Source organism: Maribacter sp. BPC-D8 (genome assembly GCF_035207705.1).
Taxonomy (GTDB): Bacteria; Bacteroidota; Bacteroidia; order Flavobacteriales; family Flavobacteriaceae; genus Maribacter.
Window position 1 is genome coordinate 49,693 of the sequence record NZ_CP128187.1, and the last position, 18,842, is coordinate 68,534.

An 18,842-nucleotide genomic window follows, 5' to 3' on the forward strand; every position below is an offset into this window, starting at 1 on the left:
GGTTTTCTTAGTATCTGTCAATTGTTAAATATTTACTATATCTTTCTTAAAGTTACGTTATTAATATAATTATATACTTAATTTTAAGTTATTAATAATAATATTAATCAAAACCACGTAAATATTATGAAAAAATCAATCTCAATTTTGTTGTTCGTTAGTGTATTTACATTAACAGGAGTTTATGCAAATAATAATGACGGTATAAATTTAAATGAAGCAGTATCTATTTCTGTAAATGACGAAATTAGTTCGTTATGTAAAGCAGTTATGAAGGGTGATGTAGATCAAGTAAGAAGTTTGTTGGCTTTAGGTGAAAAGTCTAATGAGAAGTCTATGGGTCTAACGCCGGCAATGTATGCCGCTAGATATAATAAGGCAGAAGTACTTAAGGTTTTATTATTGAACGGCGCGAATCTTAACATTAAAAGCGATCAAGGTTATACAGCAAAAGACTATGCGAAAATGTCGAATGCTAAAGATGTATTAGATGTAATTAAGCAAGATTCATAGTTTTATCTTTGTGAAAATAAAAAGGGCTCATTGAAATATCAATGAGCCCTTTTTAATACTACGTAATTCTACTTCAAATAGTGTTCAGGTAAAAGAGTAAAACGCGTTAAAAATCAAATCCATTTGCTGCTCTAACAACAAAAGCATACAGTGCCGAAAATATCATTAGGGCACAAAATACTGAGTAGACCTTTAAAAATGTAACCAAAACTACTGGTTTACAGTTCTCAAACGCCTGCACGTATAAGTTTCTGAAATGTGTAATTGTTCCCATTATAGTGTTCTTCTATGATTAAATCATAGCTATAAAGGCAATTCATAAATGGCAAAATAAGCTTGGGACTTCCTCAAATCTACAAAAATAAAAACACTGAGTATTGTCCTCTAGATGAAGTGTGCAAAAAAACCGATTAACCTTGGTTTTTGTATTTGTCTATAGCTTCTCTGATTTTTTCTATTCTATTCTCAGGATCTGGGTGGGTATTCTGAAATTCAGGAGTACGGTCTGGACCACCAGCAGCTTTTAAAATTTCCATCACTTTAATCATCTCGTATGGATCATAACCAGATTGAATCATAAATAGAACCCCTAGTTCATCACTTTCCAACTCATCGCCACGACCATTTTTTAGTAGTGTATTCTGACCAATACTTCCTAAAATACTACCCATATCACCAGCACCAACAGTAGCACCCATAGTTGCTGTCTGCCATGTTTGGCTATCGGCTATTCTTTCTGCAGAATGTCTACCGATTACATGACCAATTTCATGACCTAAAACACCAGCTAATTGTGCTTCGTTAAGTTGTGAGAATAAGGCGTAAGTAATAAAACATTGTCCGCCAGGTAATGCAAAGGCATTTATGGTTTGATCATCGGCTAATAAATGAAAATCATATTGGTACGGAGTCTCTTTGGCAACACTGTTTTGAACCAGTTTATTACCGACAGATTCGACAAAAGCCTGTAAACTTTGGTCAGGGTAAAGACCGCCATGTTGTTGTGCCATTTCTGGAGCACTTTGTAAACCAATAGCGATTTCTTGTTCAGAAGACATAGTAATATGTTGGGATCGACCGGTATAAGGGTTTTCTTCAGTGTTGCTACATTTTTGTATAAATGCAAAGGCAACAATAGCCAAACCGATAAATATTCTAATTTTCCAACTTCCTCTTCTCATGGTAATGTGTTATAGTACAGGCTCTAATGTACGAAATGCTTACAGTAGGTTTCTATTAATATCTAATATATTATTTTGAATGTATGATTTTAAAAAGTTCATAGTAAAATGTTCTGCCCCATAATAATCTTCTCTAATTATAATTGAAGCGACATTTTTACTTCTAAATTGTTCAAGCATCGGTATCGATAATGGAGCATAACTATAATGCCATGGCTCGTATTTGAAACCTCTTCTTTTTGCTTCGTCAGTATACACTAAGAAAAATCCGTAGGTCTCAGAATTTTCATCCATCCATTTTTTAAAGTCAACATAAGGTCCTTCACCTTCATACTTGTGTGGTACCAAAATATCACCATCTACTTTTCTATACCCGTCGACAACATCAATATCTGTACCCCAATGATGTCTACTTGTACCAGGTATGGTAGAGTATTCTATAATTTTATTGATAGCATCTGTAGGGTTCATACCATCATCATCTGTATATTTTAAATATTTACGCTCAAAAATTGCCTCTTGCCTATCATAACTTCTAAAGCTTGAAACAATTTTTAAATCGATACCGTCTTTGTAAGCAGCTTTTTTCATTTCAACAAAGGCATCATGAGCTTCTTTTCGGAGGTTGATGTCTTTACCGTATAACTTGATATCTTCTTTACCCATGAGTTCTAAAATACCGTACTCAGTTTCTTCTTGTATAAAGAAATTAGGTGCAAGGGCAAGAGCTAAAGCTGCCGAACTACTTCTGTTAATAAATGTTCTTCTCTGCATAATTGTATGTTGTGTTATGTAATGCAAAAGATTTGCCAAACTATACCAAAAGAGAAAAACTTTTGAAAGTAGTAAATCATGCAATCTTAAAGTAAAAGTAATGAATCTTAATCTTAATAGAATTAATGATCAATTTTCTTCGTAGGTCGTAAGGTATAAGTACCCTTGATGTTTATAGTTTAAATCTTTCAAGTTTACAATATAGAAATAGATGCCTGAAGGCAGACCGGTATTTCTAGAAACTACCCCATTTACATTAGATAAACCTGTAAACTCCTCACTATAATTATCTAAAGAGAATACCAGTCTTCCATATCTATTATAGATTTGTAAGGTATTATTAGGTGAATTTTCAATGCCTTCAATCTCTAAAAAGTCGTTGATGCCATCACCGTTAGGGGTCATGTAATAATTATCTAGAGTTATATTATCAAGCGTTTCTATAATATCAGAATTGCCGCCAATAGTAATGATCTCATAATCACTAGGTGTAAATTCTTTAGAAGTAACCGATCCATAAGCAAAGTTGCCTTCAACATTGGTGTTGCCTAAATCGACCCAAATTTTATCATCTACACTCCAGCCTACAACTTTTATTTCCGCAATAGTCTCTCCGAATAGGTAAGCATTGCTCTCTTCGTCCCAGGTTAATATCACTTTTGACGGTATGGTACTTTCTAAATGCCAAAACTCATATTCGCTAATTGATAAGGCTTCATTCTCTTTAATGAATGTGCTAAAGCTTGTGTTAAATACACTAGTAGTATTAGGGTCTTCGTAGTAATAGGCAGACTTTGCATAATCGTTAGAACCGATTGATTCAATGGTTAAAGGACGTATTTTATCAAATTGCCCTACAGGAAACGTAAATTCAGACTTCTTGCTTATGGCAGTGTAACCATCAACCTTTGTGAAATTTGCTTCCCCTGTATAAAATGAATCATTTATAAAATTGATGTTTACTTCGGATGCTACTCTTGATGTAACTATGTCACCCGCAATAAAGTTTGCGTTATTTTGAATACCTACTGTATTATCTATATAAAGATCATTATCTACTGCAACCTCAAAATCATAAAAAATAGGATTTGACCCACCTGATATCGTTAAAGCCTTGTCGAAAGAATAAAAACCTACTAAACCTTTATTCTGATTAAAAGCTCCGTTATTTATTACATCCATATGAAAACCAACCAAACCATCATCGTGAATTTGAATATTACCATAATTATGCACGGCATCTTGTGCTACAATGGTATTTTGTAGTAGTAAGAAGGCAAGTATGATTTTGAATATTTTCATGATTTAATAGGTCATTGATATATTAGAAATTGATGCATCTACACCATGATATGAAGAATCAAAATACAATGGGTTGGTTGCTTTTTTAGAGGAAGAATATATTAAAATATCATTCTTCAAATACGTTACATTACCTAAACAATCTATATTTATGGTTAACCTATCTCCAGCAGAATAACTACTTACATAGCCTAAACTTGCTCCGTTTTCTCTAATCTGAATTTGACTGTTTGGTACCATATACATGGCATAATCTAAATTGGTATACGATGCACTACTAGATGGCGAAGCGCTTAAACCGATCATAACATACTTATTAGATTGATCGGCAACCCAGTCTAAATGTCCGCCATTGGTAGCACTGATGCCATTAGCTGTTGAATACCCTTGGGCGTTCCAACCTGCGGTGGCGGTTTTTTTAAGTTGCATACCATTATAGGTCATAGAGCCGGTCAATATCATATCTGCAATAGCAATACCACTAGTCGTTAATGTAGATGAGGTCTGTATATTAAAACCACCAATTAATGTGCTTGCACCAGCGTTATTGGTCACCGAAATGTCAAAATTACCATAAGCAGAGCCAGAGGTTACATTAGCCGTTATTTGAGAAGAACTGTTTATAACTACTGAATTTACGGTTTGTCCTGTAATAGCAACTGTAGAAGCACCATCAAAGTAGGCACCTTGAATAATTACATTTCTTGTTTCATTTAATCCGAATTGAGAGCAATTACCCGTACCCGCATCAGAATTTGAAACGATAGGGGAGTTGCCCGGCACTGTAGGTAAAAAGTTTACATCTGGATCAACACCATTAGAAAATGTAAAAGACCCATCAGGGTTTGTTGTGAACGTAGGTTTGATTGAAGAAACGATATAGGGATCTGCCGATGTACCTGTACCTACTATATTGACATTTCCGTCAGATATAATTTTTGTTTCATTACCCTCTGGGGTAAGTTTTTGCCATACACTACCTGTAAACTGATACAGAAAACTGTCATCAGAATTGTAGATTAACGATCCTTCATGCGGACTAACAATTGCATTTATTTCAGCTAAAGTAGCCGAATGAATTGCTACAAGATCACCTGCAGTAGGTGCTTGCGAATAGCAAAAACTAATGCAAAGGAATACGAATAGACTTAATATGTTTTTTTTAATATCCAAACTCATAGGTTATTGAGGCATATGAAAGTAAATTTCCACCGCTAACATTTCTACACGACCAAACTAAAAGGTCATCTTCTTTCAATTCAAAATTTATATCTTGATTGAACATGGTAACGTTGGTACTTGATCCTTTAATGTCATAAGTGCCAATATTAATATAAGAGCCGCTTCTTAATACGGCTAAGTTAATTTGTTGTGTACCCGTTGGGGCTGCTGTAAAATCGTTTTTCATAACAAATTTTATCAGGGTAACATCTCTAGTAATAGGAACGCCAGCTTGCCCTGCTATATTATATGTAGGGGTATTGGCAACTCCTTTATTTGAATTCCAATGAAAATAAACTACTCCGTATGCGTCATTTAGAGAATACCACCTATTATTGTAATAATAAGCTCTACCTCCAAAGGTTTGAGAATAAGTGATTTTTCTGCTATTCGCAACCTCTAAATAAACACCGCCATCTGAGCCAGCTTTAAGCTCATTATTTTCATCTGCAGAAACAATGTTTGCAGTGTACTCGTTAGAAGCTTCATTAATAAAGTAGATTTTACCGGTATCGGTATCTTGTTTCATACCAGTTTCTGTTTCGGCTATAGAACCACCTCCATTACTTAGCGTAATTTTATTGCTTGATTTAGAAAGATTTTGTATTTCATTACCACTGTCAGTATCAAGATTAGTCGGTATATTTTTTATGTTCGACCAATCTGGTGTTAATGCATCTTGATCAACAGACATGGTAGTTTCTTGTAATATAATTCCGTTTCCTGCTGAATATGTAGTGTCATCATCACCATTTGCAAGATCAAGAGGTAATTTTGTAATAGAAATCCAATTACTACCATCAAACTGATAAACAGCTTTTTCAGTAGTATTGTAAACTAACGAACCTTCTGTAGGATTTGTGATTAAACTAATTTCAGACGTTGTAGCCTGGGTCAATCCTAGTAATAAAGAACCATCTATTTGAGCATATGTTCCTTGAACAATAGCTATAAATAAAAATAAAGTGAATATCTTTTTCATACGACTATAAATCTAAAATGGTAAACATAAATTCAGAATCAAAACGACTTCTATCTGTAGCACCATTATCATTATCACCAATGATCACCTCAAAGCTAGTTGCAGTTTGGTTAGAGTAGGAGATACCCGGATCGTCATTGCCAACACCGTTTCTACCTGGTTGCGATAATTGTATAATGTAGTCTGCATCAGATACAGAACCTGCAGGTAAAGTAACGCGGTAGTAACCAACACTAATTCTAGCAACCGTAACTCCAGTTGTAGCTTTAGTTATTGTTCCGGTTGAGCTGATTTTACCTATTGCTTTTACAGGGTTGTAATTATCTACCCATTCTGTGCCTGTAGCTGTTGCGCTAAGCACTTGCCCGGCAGTACCTGCAGAATCATTCTCATCTAATACCGCACCTTCTAATTCTAAAGTTTCGTTTACGATTACAGATGTGTTTCCAGAAGTTTCTTCCACTTTTAAAGCTTCAATTGCTCCTACTGTAAAGGCTATTTCGTCTGCTGCTGGTCTAAAAATACCTGTATTGGTGTCATTAGAAAATCTATATGAAGGTTCATTAGCAGTTCCATTTGAATTAAGCATTCCTTGAGAACGAATTGCACCTGAAACTTCTAATTTATTTGAAGGTGTATTCGTTCCTACACCAAGGCTATTACTCCCGTTGTTCCAAAATAATTCAGAATTATTTTCAGTTGGTGTGCCATCTGCTCCAGCAAAGAAAACAGAACCTGTAGTACCTGTATGTGATAAGTCTGTTAAAGGCACATCTAAGTCTCCGTTAGAATCAGATATTCTTAAGTAGTCTGTGCCGGCAACATCAACAGTAGAAAAACTAGTGTTGGTTTCATTGGTTACACTACCATCTATCTCTGTGAAATCATTAGTAATAGTATATGGTAAAGAGCTAGAACCATCACCTAATATTTGAATGCCATCACCTGCTGTAATTTCAGTCTCAGTTCCATCTGCATATAAAGAAGATAAATTGGCCACGTGAGTTGTTGGGTCATCTTCTATTTTTAATAATAGTTCAAATGTAGAACCATTAAAAGCTAACATTTCTACTGTTTGATTGTCGGTTGAAACAGTACTCAAATCAACTTGGTTAGATCCAGTTAATGGATTTGTCAATGTAAGAATGTTGGTAGCGCTTAAGCTTAGGTCTGATAGTTCGTTGGTAGCAGAAGTATCTTCATCAGCAAGAATGTGTGCATCTACTTTATTGTCTACGGCAGTAATATTGGTAGTATTCGCTGCGATAGCAGTATTTTGAGTAGTTTGTTCCGCTTCAAGGTTGTCGATATCCGTTACGTTAGTAGCAATGTCGGCAGTATTCTGATCAACATCCGCTTGGATAGCAGTGTCGTCATAAGCCAAACCACTAATGTCAATAGTTTGGTCACCACCAAGATCAGTAACGGTCAAGTCTGTTCCATCAAAACTGATACCTGTGTTGTATTCGTTTGTAGCGCTCAAATCTCCATCGGCTGCATTATGCGCAGCGATGTCAGTTGTATTTGTAGTTATTGCAGTATTTTGAGTAGTTTGCTCTGCTTCAAGATTGTCGATGTCCGTTACGTTAGTAGCGATATCGGTTACATTGGTAGCAATATCGGCTGTATTCTGATCAACATCCGCTTGGATAGCAGTGTCGTCATAAGCCAGACCGCTAATGTCTATTGTTTGATCACCGCCAAGGTCTGTAACGGTCAAGTCCGTTCCGTCAAAACTGATACCTGTGTTGTATTCGTTCGTAGCACTCAAATCTCCATCGGCAGCATTATGAGCTGCGATGTCTGTCGCATTTGTTGCGATATCAGTAGCATTTGTAGCTATTGCAGTATTTTGAGTTGTTTGCTCCGCTTCAAGGTTGTCAATATCTGTCGCATTCGTTGCGATGTCAGTTGTATTTGTAGCTATTGCAGTATTCTGAGTAGTTTGCTCTGCTTCAAGATTGTCGATATCCGTTACGTTAGTAGCAATGTCGGCAGTATTCTGATCAACATCCGCTTGAATTGCAGTGTCGTCATAAGCCAGACCGCTAATGTCTATTGTTTGATCACCACCAAGGTCAGTAACGGTTAAGTCCGTTCCGTCAAAACTGATACCTGTGTTGTATTCGTTCGTAGCACTCAAATCTCCATCGGCAGCATTATGAGCTGCGATGTCTGTCGCATTTGTTGCGATATCAGTAGCATTTGTAGCTATTGCAGTATTTTGAGTTGTTTGCTCCGCTTCAAGGTTGTCAATATCTGTCGCATTCGTTGCGATGTCAGTTGTATTTGTAGCTATTGCAGTATTCTGAGTAGTTTGCTCTGCTTCAAGATTGTCGATATCCGTTACGTTAGTAGCGATATCGGCAGTATTCTGATCAACATCCGCTTGGATAGCAGTGTCGTCATAAGCCAAACTGCTAATGTCTATTGCTTGGTCACCACCAAGGTCAGTAACGGTTAAGTCCGTTCCGTCAAAACTGATACCTGTGTTGTATTCGTTCGTAGCGCTCAAATCTCCATCGGCAGCGTTATGCGCAGCGATGTCTGTAGCGTTTGTAGCTATTGCAGTATTCTGAGTTGTTTGCTCCGCTTCAAGATTATCGATATCCGTTACGATAGTAGCGATATCGGTTACATTGGTAGCAATGTCGGCAGTATTCTGATCAACATCCGCTTGGATAGCAGTGTCGTCATAAGCCAAACCACTAATGTCAATAGTTTGATCACCACCAAGATCTGTAACGGTTAAGTCCGTTCCATCAAAACTGATACCTGTGTTGTATTCGTTCGTAGCGCTCAAATCTCCATCGGCTGCATTATGAGCTGCGATGTCTGTCGCATTTGTTGCGATATCAGTAGCATTTGTAGCTATTGCAGTATTTTGAGTTGTTTGCTCCGCTTCAAGGTTGTCAATATCTGTCGCATTCGTTGCGATGTCAGTTGTATTTGTAGCAATTGCAGTATTCTGAGTTGTTTGCTCTGCTTCAAGGTTGTCGATATCCGTTACGTTAGTAGCGATATCGGTTACATTGGTAGCAATGTCGGCAGTATTCTGATCAACATCCGCTTGGATGGTAGTGTCGTCATAAGCCAAACCACTAATGTCAATAGTTTGATCACCACCAAGATCTGTAACCGTAAGGTCTGTTCCATCAAAACTGATACCTGTGTTGTATTCGTTCGTAGCGCTCAAATCTCCATCGGCAGCATTATGCGCGGCGATGTCTGTAGCATTTGTAGCGATATCAGTAGCATTTGTAGCTATTGCAGTATTTTGAGTTGTTTGCTCCGCTTCAAGGTTGTCAATATCTGTCGCATTCGTTGCGATGTCAGTTGTATTTGTAGCTATTGCAGTATTCTGAGTAGTTTGCTCTGCTTCAAGATTGTCGATATCCGTTACGTTAGTAGCGATATCGGCAGTATTCTGATCAACATCCGCTTGGATTGCTGTATCGTCATAAGCCAGACTGCTAATGTCTATTGTTTGATCACCACCAAGGTCAGTAACGGTCAAGTCTGTTCCATCAAAACTGATGCCGGTATTGTATTCGTTCGTAGCACTCAAATCACCATCGGCAGCATTATGAGCTGCGATGTCTGTAGCATTTGTAGCGATAGCGGTATTCTGTGTTGTTTGCTCTGCTTCAAGAGTATCGATGTCTGTCGCATTTGTTGCGATATCAGTTGTATTTGTAGCAATAGCAGTATTCTGAGTTGTTTGTTCTGCTTCAAGGTTGTCGATGTCCGTTACGTTAGTAGCGATATCGGTTACATTGGTAGCAATGTCGGCAGTATTCTGATCAACATCCGCTTGAATTGCAGTGTCGTCATAAGCCAGACCGCTAATGTCTATTGTTTGATCACCACCAAGGTCAGTAACGGTTAAGTCCGTTCCGTCAAAACTGATACCTGTGTTGTATTCGTTCGTAGCACTCAAATCTCCATCGGCAGCATTATGAGCTGCGATGTCTGTCGCATTTGTTGCGATATCAGTAGCATTTGTAGCTATTGCAGTATTTTGAGTTGTTTGCTCCGCTTCAAGGTTGTCAATATCTGTCGCATTCGTTGCGATGTCAGTTGTATTTGTAGCTATTGCAGTATTCTGAGTAGTTTGCTCTGCTTCAAGATTGTCGATATCCGTTACGTTAGTAGCGATATCGGCAGTATTCTGATCAACATCCGCTTGGATAGCAGTGTCGTCATAAGCAAGACTGCTAATGTCTATTGTTTGATCACCGCCAAGGTCTGTAACGGTTAAGTCTGTTCCATCAAAACTGATGCCAGTATTGTATTCGTTCGTAGCACTCAAATCTCCATCGGCAGCATTATGAGCGGCGATGTCAGTAGCGTTTGTGGCTATTGAAGTATTTTGAGTTGCTTGTTCCGCTTCAAGGTTGTCGATGTCCGTTACGTTAGTAGCGATATCGGTTACATTGGTAGCAATGTCGGCAGTATTCTGATCAACATCCGCTTGGATAGCAGTATCGTCATAAGCAAGACCGCTAATGTCAATAGTTTGATCACCGCCAAGGTCTGTAACGGTCAAGTCCGTTCCATCAAAACTGATACCTGTGTTGTATTCGTTCGTAGCGCTTAAATCTCCATCGGCAGCATTATGAGCGGCGATGTCAGTAGCGTTTGTGGCTATTGAAGTATTTTGAGTTGTTTGTTCCGCTTCAAGGTTGTCGATGTCCGTTACGTTAGTAGCGATATCGGTTACATTGGTAGCAATGTCGGCAGTATTCTGATCAACATCCGCTTGGATAGCAGTATCGTCATAAGCAAGACCGCTAATGTCAATAGTTTGATCACCGCCAAGGTCTGTAACGGTCAAGTCCGTTCCATCAAAACTGATACCTGTGTTGTATTCGTTCGTAGCGCTTAAATCTCCATCGGCTGCATTATGCGCGGCGATGTCAGTTGTATTTGTAGCAATTGCAGTATTCTGTGTTGTTTGCTCTGCTTCAAGGTTGTCGATATCCGTTACGTTAGTAGCGATATTGGTTACATTGGTAGCAATGTCGGCGGTATTCTGATCAACATCCGCTTGAATTGCAGTGTCGTCATAAGCCAGACCGCTAATGTCTATTTTTTGATCACCACCAAGGTCAGTAACGGTTAAGTCCGTTCCATCAAAACTGATGCCGGTATTGTATTCGTTCGTAGCACTCAAATCTCCATCGGCTGCATTATGAGCTGCGATGTCTGTCGCATTTGTTGCGATGTCTGTTGCATTTGTAGCAATTGCAGTATTCTGGGTTGTTTGCTCCGCTTCAAGATTGTCAATATCCGTTACGTTAGTAGCGATATCGGCAGTATTCTGATCAACATCCGCTTGGATTGCAGTGTCGTCATAAGCCAAACTGCTGATGTCAATAGTTTGGTCACCACCAAGGTCAGTAACGGTTAAGTCCGTTCCATCAAAACTGATGCCTGTGTTATATTCGTTCGTAGCACTCAAATCTCCATCGGCAGCATTATGAGCGGCGATGTCTGTAGCATTTGTAGCGATAGCGGTATTCTGTGTTGTTTGCTCTGCTTCAAGAGTATCGATGTCTGTCGCATTTGTTGCGATATCAGTTGTATTTGTAGCTATTGCAGTATTTTGAGTTGTTTGCTCCGCTTCAAGGTTGTCAATATCTGTCGCATTCGTTGCGATGTCTGTTGTATTTGTAGCTATTGCAGTATTCTGAGTAGTTTGCTCCGCTTCAAGGTTGTCGATATTCGTTACGTTAGTAGCGATATCGGTTACATTGGTAGCAATGTCGGCAGTATTCTGATCAACATCCGCTTGAATTGCAGTGTCGTCATAAGTCAGACCGCTAATGTCTATTGTTTGATCACCACCAAGGTCTGTAACGGTTAAGTCCGTTCCGTCAAAACTGATGCCGGTATTGTATTCGTTCGTAGCACTCAAATCTCCATCGGCAGCATTATGAGCTGCGATGTCTGTAGCATTTGTAGCGATAGCGGTATTCTGTGTTGTTTGCTCTGCTTCAAGAGTATCGATGTCTGTCGCATTTGAAGCTATTGCAGTATTCTGAGTTGTTTGCTCTGCTTCAAGGTTGTCGATATCCGTTACGTTAGTAGCGATATTGGTTACATTGGTAGCAATGTCGGCAGTATTCTGATCAACATCCGCTTGGATAGCAGTGTCGTCATAAGCAAGACTGCTAATGTCTATTGTTTGATCACCACCAAGATCTGTAACCGTAAGGTCTGTTCCATCAAAACTGATACCTGTGTTGTATTCGTTTGTAGCACTTAAATCTCCATCGGAAGCATTATGCGTTGCGATGTCTGTCGCATTTGTAGCGATAGCGGTATTCTGAGTTGTTTGCTCCGCTTCCAGAGTATCAATATCTGTAGCATTTGAAGCTATTGCGGTATTCTGCGTAGTTTGCTCTGCTTCAAGGTTGTTGATATCTGTTACGTTAGTAGCGATATTGGTTACATTGGTAGCAATGTCGGCAGTATTCTGATCAACATCCGCTTGGATTGCAGTATCGTCATAAGACAGACCGCTAATGTCTATTGTTTGGTCACCACCAAGGTCAGTAACGGTCAAGTCCGTTCCATCAAAACTGATACCTGTGTTGTATTCATTCGTAGCGCTCAAATCTCCATCGGCAGCGTTATGCGCATCGATGTCTGTAGCGTTAGTAGCTATTGCAGTATTCTGTGTTGTTTGCTCTGCTTCAAGGTTGTCAATATCTGTCGCATTCGTTGCGATGTCAGTTGTATTTGTAGCTATTGCAGTATTCTGAGTTGTTTGCTCTGCTTCAAGGTTGTCGATATTCGTTACGTTAGTAGCGATATCGGTTACATTGGTAGCAATGTCGGCAGTATTCTGATCAACATCCGCTTGGATAGCAGTGTCGTCATAAGCCAAACCACTAATGTCAATAGTTTGATCACCACCAAGATCTGTAACCGTAAGGTCTGTTCCGTCAAAACTGATGCCTGTGTTGTATTCGTTCGTAGCGCTCAAATCTCCATCGGCAGCATTATGCGCTGCGATGTCTGTCGCATTTGTAGCAATTGCAGTATTTTGAGTTGTTTGCTCCGCTTCAAGGTTGTCAATATCTGTCGCATTCGTTGCGATGTCTGTAGCATTTGTAGCTATTGCAGTATTCTGAGTTGTTTGCTCAGCTTCCATATTAACAATGTCCGCAGAGTTCTGATCAACATCCGCCTGAATGGCAGTATCGTCATATGCAAGTCCGCTTATATTAGTGCTTACATCGCCACCGGCATCAGATACGGTTAAGTTAGTTCCATCAAAAGAGATTCCAGTGTTAAAATCATCAGTAGCATCGGTGTCTAAATTTACAGGTAGGTCAATTAAATCATTGAAGCTTCCTGAAAAATCATCAGCAGCATTTTGGTCAAATCCTGATAAATCGACAGTTGTTGCATTTGGGTCATTAGATAAGGTAAGTACTCCCGAAGTATAATTTAATGTCTGAATTTCATTTTGGTCATCTGCATCTGCATCATCTACATTGATGGCAATTGCGTTACCGTTATCAATACTAATATTCCCAGGTGTATTGTCGGTTTGTAAATTTTGATTGTCAGTACTAACGATAGAAATAATTGTATCTATTCCGTTTTCATTGGTATATGTGTATGTGCCATCACCATTGTCTGCAAGTGTAGATATGGTTTGTGCCGCCCCATTAAAGGTTACGTTATTTCCGTTTCCGTCAGAAAGTGTAATGGTGCCATCTCCATTATCATTAAATGAAAATGATGAAGAAGAATTACCATCGCAAAGGTTTGTCCATATCAATCCGTTATAATAATGCACACATTGCGTGTCGGTATTATAAACCACCGCACCGTTTAGTGGAGAGATTGCTTGCATTTGTGCCGTAGTAAGTCTGGTAAGTACAAATGCTTTGTCTGTACTTTCTAGCTCGACAATAGAAGCTGAATCTATGGTATTAGGATTCTGACCTATTTTCACCTGCGCATTTGCACAGAATGAAATGAAAACGAAGAATAATAGAAATTTAATTTTTGTAGACATCTAAATATTGGGGAATATGTTATCATCTGCAAAAATAAATCGGACGCTGTAGGAAAAATATATTATGTTGTGAACCTAAGGGAATATGTTGGGAAACCCGATAAAGCTTTCGTTACAACGTTGAAATATGCGTTTAATCTGAGTGTAAAAGAATATAAATGTGTAGGAGGTTGATTTTATGGTAAGATATTTCTTTCAAAATTATTTAATGCGGAAACAAATTTATGGCTGAATTGGTTATCTAGATAGGTATAAAAAGCCCTGATAATTTAAGTCTCCTTCAGGTATATAAACAGTATAAAAATAAACGCCCGTCGGTAATCCTTTTTCTTCTCCGAAAGGTACATTGTTCAGATTTGAGAATCCGACAAAATCATTTACGTAATCTGTTTTTTCGAATACTTTTAGTCCGTAGCGATCATAGATTTGGAGAAAGTTACTGTCATATTCTTCTAATTCTTCAATGAAAAAATTGTCATTGATTCCATCACCATTTACAGAAATAAAGAAATTATCTATAAAAAGTACATCTCTAGATAGCGGTTCGAACGGACTTTTAGACGAGCCCAGTGTTATAACTTCGTAATCATCTGGAGTGAAAGATTCTGTAGTTACAAAACCTTCGGTTAAAGTACCTACAGGAACACTACCGATTAAATTAACCCAACTTTGAGAGGCTTTGCTCCACCCAACTGGTATAACTTCATCAACGTTATCGGTTAAAGTTTCTATGCTACTACGTATATTCCAACTTAGGGTTACGGTAGAAGGAATAGAACCCTCTAATCTCCAAAATTCAAATGTATTTACCGATTCAACATCTAGGGCAGTTTTTGCCGTGTTATAACTATCTAAAGGAGCTGGTGCATTATTCGGATTTTCAAAATAATAGGCACATTTAGCAAATAAGTTTACGCTCTCAGAATTTATAATTAAAGGTCTTAAATATTGCACATCACCAACCGGGAAACCAAAATTTTGCTGATTGGTAATTGCCGCATACCCTTCAATTTTACTAAAGTCATTTTCACCACTGTAAAAAGAATTATCTACGAAATTGTAGAATATATCTGGTTGTGCAGTAGGGGTGAGGATACTACCAAAAATAAAGTTGGTGTTATTCGTATTATCCATACCAAGGTTCAGTTGCATGTTGTTCTCCAAAGCAATTTCCATATCATAGAACTGCGGAGTAACGTTGCCCGAAACTGTTAAAAGCTCAGATCCATAAAAACCTGCTAGCCCAAGATTATTATCTAAAGGCGATTCATTAATGAGGTTGGTATGAAAACCAATTTGCCCACCTTCGTGAATACGTAAGTTGCCATTATTATATAATGCTGTTTGGGCAGAAATAGTTGCCGCAAATAGAAAGAAAAGTATGTGTATGTATTTTTTCATTAGTCGTTCTGCTTTTCTAATAACATGGTTTTAATCTCTGTCATTTGGGCTTTTAAAGCCTCTAATTCTGTACTCATGTTATCATTGGTGCTCTGCAATTCTTTAATTTTCTTTTCTTGCTCAATAGTATGCAAAAATAGTTCTTCTATCTTTTCAAGGTTTACTCTAGAGGTTTCGCCTAAATCCCAAAAACCTTGTTCTTTTATTGCGGTAGCAGATTTGATGCCTGGAAGGTGATTATTTTCTTTTACAAATTTTTCAATTTCAGCTAAATCTTCAAAGTTATAATTAGGATTTAGAATGGAATTACCAAGAAAATATTTTTGAAAAACATAATCTGGAACGTTGTCCGTGATATCTCCAGTTGCCTGAATTTCTCCTACTGCTCTTATATCACCATTGACATGAAGCTTTACGGTTGGAGTTATACCTATACCAATATCTCCATTAGCTATAATTCTCATTGCTTCATTGCCACTTGTAGAGAAGCCTAACTGGCTTACACCTGCACGATACATTCCCATATTTGACTCTGTAGAAAAACCATAACTAGGGTTTCCTGAGGAACCTATGTTTCCAGCGAAACCATTTCGAGCTCTAATTTGCCCGTCAACATCTAATTTATCTTGAGGAGTTATATTACCAATCCCAACATTACTTCCTGTTCCAGCAAAGGAAAGGATGCTATTTGTAATGTCGAAGGTTAAATCATTCCCGTTTAAATCATATGTTCTATCGGCAGATTGAGTAAGGTTGGTGTTAGATAAATTATCACCAGCGTTTAACGCATCAATTTCAGTTTGTATTTCCACGATAGCTGCTTGTACATCTGTACTAACTGTATTACCAACAGCAGTAAAAGGAACTGCTAATGCAATCTGGTTATCGGTATTAATAGTGTGAGTGAGGTCTGAAATTTGGCTTTCCGTTATTGCTAGGTTTGTATCATCGATATCGACAAGAATTTCGTTGTTGATAGCATCTTCGATAACAGTTACTTTATTTGAGCCAGCATTTACGCTTCTGAATTCAAGATCGGCAATATTTTTTTGAATAAAAACAGGAACTCCTGCGATTCCTTGATTTGAAGCTGTATTGATTTCACCTGTTATGGTAAATCCATCAATTTCAGTTTGAATTTCTACAATAGCTGCTTGAACATCGGTACTTATTGTATTTCCAGCTGGATCAAAAGGAACTGCTGATGCAATCTGTTCATCAGTATTTACTGTATGGGTAAGGTCTGAAATTTGACTTTCCGTTATTGCTAGGTTTGTATCATCGATATCGACAAGAATTTCGTTGTTGATAGCATCTTCGATAACAGTTATTTTATTTGAGCCGGCATTTACGCTTCTGAATTCAAGATCGGCAACATTTTTTTGAATAAAAACGGGAACTCCTGCAATCCCTTGATTTGAAGCTGTATTGGTTTCACCTGTTATGGTAAATCCATCAATTTCAGTTTGAATTTCTACAATAGCTGCTTGAACATCGGTACTTATTGTATTTCCAGCTGGAGCAAAAGGAACTGCTGAAGCAATCTGTTCATCAGTATTTGCTGTATGGGTAAGGTCTGAAATTTGGCTTTCCGTTATTGCTAAGTTTGTATCATCGATATCGACAAGAATTTCGTTGTTGATAGCATCTTCGATAACAGTTACTTTATTTGACCCTGCATTTATACTTCTGAATTCAAGATCGACACCATTCTTTTGAATAAAAGTTGGAACTCCCGCAACACCTTGATTGGAGGCTGTATTGGTTTCGCCGCCTGTAATAGTTATTCCATCGATTTCAGTTTGTAGTTCTGTTATCGCCGCTTGAACATCGGTACTTACTGTATTGCCGATAGGTGTAAAATCAACTTCGCTAGCATCTTGGTCAGTACCTCCGCCTCCTCCAGGAGGGAAATCTGCCCACTCGACATCTCCCGCAATTGTTGTGATCAACACTTGGTCTTCGGTTAATACACCCGGTGCAGGATTAATCTTAGCAGGTGTAACTGCTGCATCTTCAATAGTAAATTCACCAATATTATTCATGGTGACATCGCCGCCTACGGCAACAGGTGTTGGGTCGGTTGCTGCGTTACCAACAAATATAAACCCATCATCTAAACTTAGATTTCCTTCAGGTATATCTACAAAACCACCATCGGTTAACGAAATACGATTCCCTACGATAGTTAATTGTTGCTCATCTGTATCTACTGCGCCTTCTGGGATATCTATCCACCCAACAACTCCAGTAGTACTTGTCGATAAAATCTGTGCATTTGCTGGTGCGGCATCAGACGGTGCAATATCCACAGGCAATATGGTACCGTTTAAAATGTCTGCCGTTCTTACGGCATTATTTGCGATTTTTCCGGTGGTTACAGAATTGTTTGCTAATTCTGCGGTATCTATACCACCTACTTCAACATCAATAGTATAGGGGTCGGCATTTGTTCCGTCGCCATTACGTACAAGTGTGGCATCCGTAGCATTTAAAATTTCATTACCAACAATACCATCAACTTCTACAGCTGCAGCAGGTAATGTTATTGTATTGCCATTACTTAAAGTTATTTCGTTTGTGACAGGGTCAATGCTTAAGGTTTGAAAATATGTAGATAAATCAATGGTATTCGGGTCATTTTCAATACTAAGAATATTAGCCGTAAGGTCTAATTGTTGATCATCAGAACCTATTAAGGCACCTAAGCTAATCGTTGAAACTCCTGCTATGGTAGATCTAGCAATAGTTAGGGTAGTATCTAATTTACTAAATGTTAAATCGAAAAGTCCGTCGGAGTCTTCCCATTGTACAATTCCGTTTTCATCGGTAGTCAATACTTGTCCCGGTACAAAATTTGCCATATCTGCCGGTGCAATACTGGCATCTCTAATTTCTTCTGATCCAACCGAGTTTTGTCTTAGTTCGCTAGAACCTACAGATTCGGCTGCTAATTTATCTTGGGTAATCGAATTATCTTGAATGTCATCTGGTCCTATACCGCCATCAATAATATTATCGCCTAAAATACTGTTTTTGGCAACTTCTAAATTAATACTTCCTTCAGCTTCGGTAATTTCAATAGTACTTCTACCATTTATAATAGGGTCGTTGGTAATAGAAAAGTTAACGGCGTCGCATAAATTAACCCATTGTGTACCGTCGAAATAATTAATACACTCTGTATCGGTGTTGTAGACCATACCACCACGTTGCGGAGTAATAGCCTCCATCTCTAATGTGGTTACACGGGTTATTACCAATACTTTAGAAGTGCTTTCAAGCTCTAAAACCGACGAAGCATCTATATTTTGTGGGTTGTCTCCTATTTTAATTTGTGCGAATGCGGTAGGTGCCGCTAGTACTGTAAATAAAATAAAGAAAATTATTGCTTTCATACTTAGTGTCTTAAGACGAGAAAATAGTGATA

The 18,842-nt window shown here is 38.2% G+C and carries 10 protein-coding genes; 1 reads left to right on the forward strand and 9 read right to left on the reverse strand.

Going from position 1 to position 18,842, the window contains the following annotated elements:
* The first annotated feature begins 126 nt into the window (after positions 1 to 126).
* Entirely contained in the window at positions 127 to 513 is a 387-nt protein-coding gene (locus tag QSV08_RS00225) for an ankyrin repeat domain-containing protein (RefSeq protein ID WP_324025636.1), read from the forward strand.
* 106 nt (positions 514 to 619) lie between these two features.
* On the opposite strand, the gene QSV08_RS00230 is transcribed toward QSV08_RS00225, so the two are convergent.
* The 9 genes from QSV08_RS00230 to QSV08_RS00270 all read right to left on the reverse strand — a co-directional run bounded on the left by QSV08_RS00230 (position 620) and on the right by QSV08_RS00270 (position 18,810).
* Positions 620 to 787: a DUF6747 family protein gene (locus QSV08_RS00230; protein WP_324025637.1), complete on the reverse strand. Its 168-nt coding sequence runs from the start codon at positions 785 to 787 to the stop codon at positions 620 to 622.
* Positions 788 to 923: 136 nt separating this feature from the next.
* Complete coding sequence (locus QSV08_RS00235; protein WP_324025638.1) at positions 924 to 1,694, reverse strand: M48 family metalloprotease; 771 nt, start codon at positions 1,692 to 1,694, stop codon at positions 924 to 926.
* A 39-nt stretch (positions 1,695 to 1,733) separates the two neighbouring features.
* Positions 1,734 to 2,468, reverse strand: a complete 735-nt coding sequence (locus QSV08_RS00240; RefSeq protein ID WP_324025639.1) for a M15 family metallopeptidase — start codon at positions 2,466 to 2,468, stop codon at positions 1,734 to 1,736.
* Positions 2,469 to 2,597: 129 nt separating this feature from the next.
* Positions 2,598 to 3,770 carry a gliding motility-associated C-terminal domain-containing protein gene (locus QSV08_RS00245; protein WP_324025640.1) on the reverse strand — a complete coding sequence of 391 codons (1,173 nt, stop codon included), beginning with the start codon at positions 3,768 to 3,770 and terminating at the stop codon, positions 2,598 to 2,600.
* A 3-nt stretch (positions 3,771 to 3,773) separates the two neighbouring features.
* A complete protein-coding gene (locus QSV08_RS00250; RefSeq protein WP_324025641.1) occupies positions 3,774 to 4,949 on the reverse strand; it encodes a hypothetical protein in 1,176 nt (391 codons plus the stop codon).
* A complete protein-coding gene (locus QSV08_RS00255; protein WP_324025642.1) occupies positions 4,933 to 5,973 on the reverse strand; it encodes a hypothetical protein in 1,041 nt (346 codons plus the stop codon). The genes QSV08_RS00250 and QSV08_RS00255 overlap by 17 nt, the downstream gene beginning before the upstream one ends.
* 4 nt (positions 5,974 to 5,977) lie before the next feature.
* A complete protein-coding gene (locus QSV08_RS00260) occupies positions 5,978 to 14,011 on the reverse strand; it encodes a hypothetical protein (RefSeq protein WP_324025643.1) in 8,034 nt (2,677 codons plus the stop codon).
* Between the two features lie 237 nt (positions 14,012 to 14,248).
* Positions 14,249 to 15,412 (reverse strand): gliding motility-associated C-terminal domain-containing protein, encoded by a 1,164-nt coding sequence (locus QSV08_RS00265; protein WP_324025644.1) that lies wholly within the window; start codon positions 15,410 to 15,412, stop codon positions 14,249 to 14,251.
* A complete protein-coding gene (locus QSV08_RS00270; RefSeq protein ID WP_324025645.1) occupies positions 15,412 to 18,810 on the reverse strand; it encodes a beta strand repeat-containing protein in 3,399 nt (1,132 codons plus the stop codon). Before QSV08_RS00270 ends, QSV08_RS00265 begins: the two co-directional genes overlap by 1 nt.
* Positions 18,811 to 18,842: the final 32 nt, after the last annotated feature.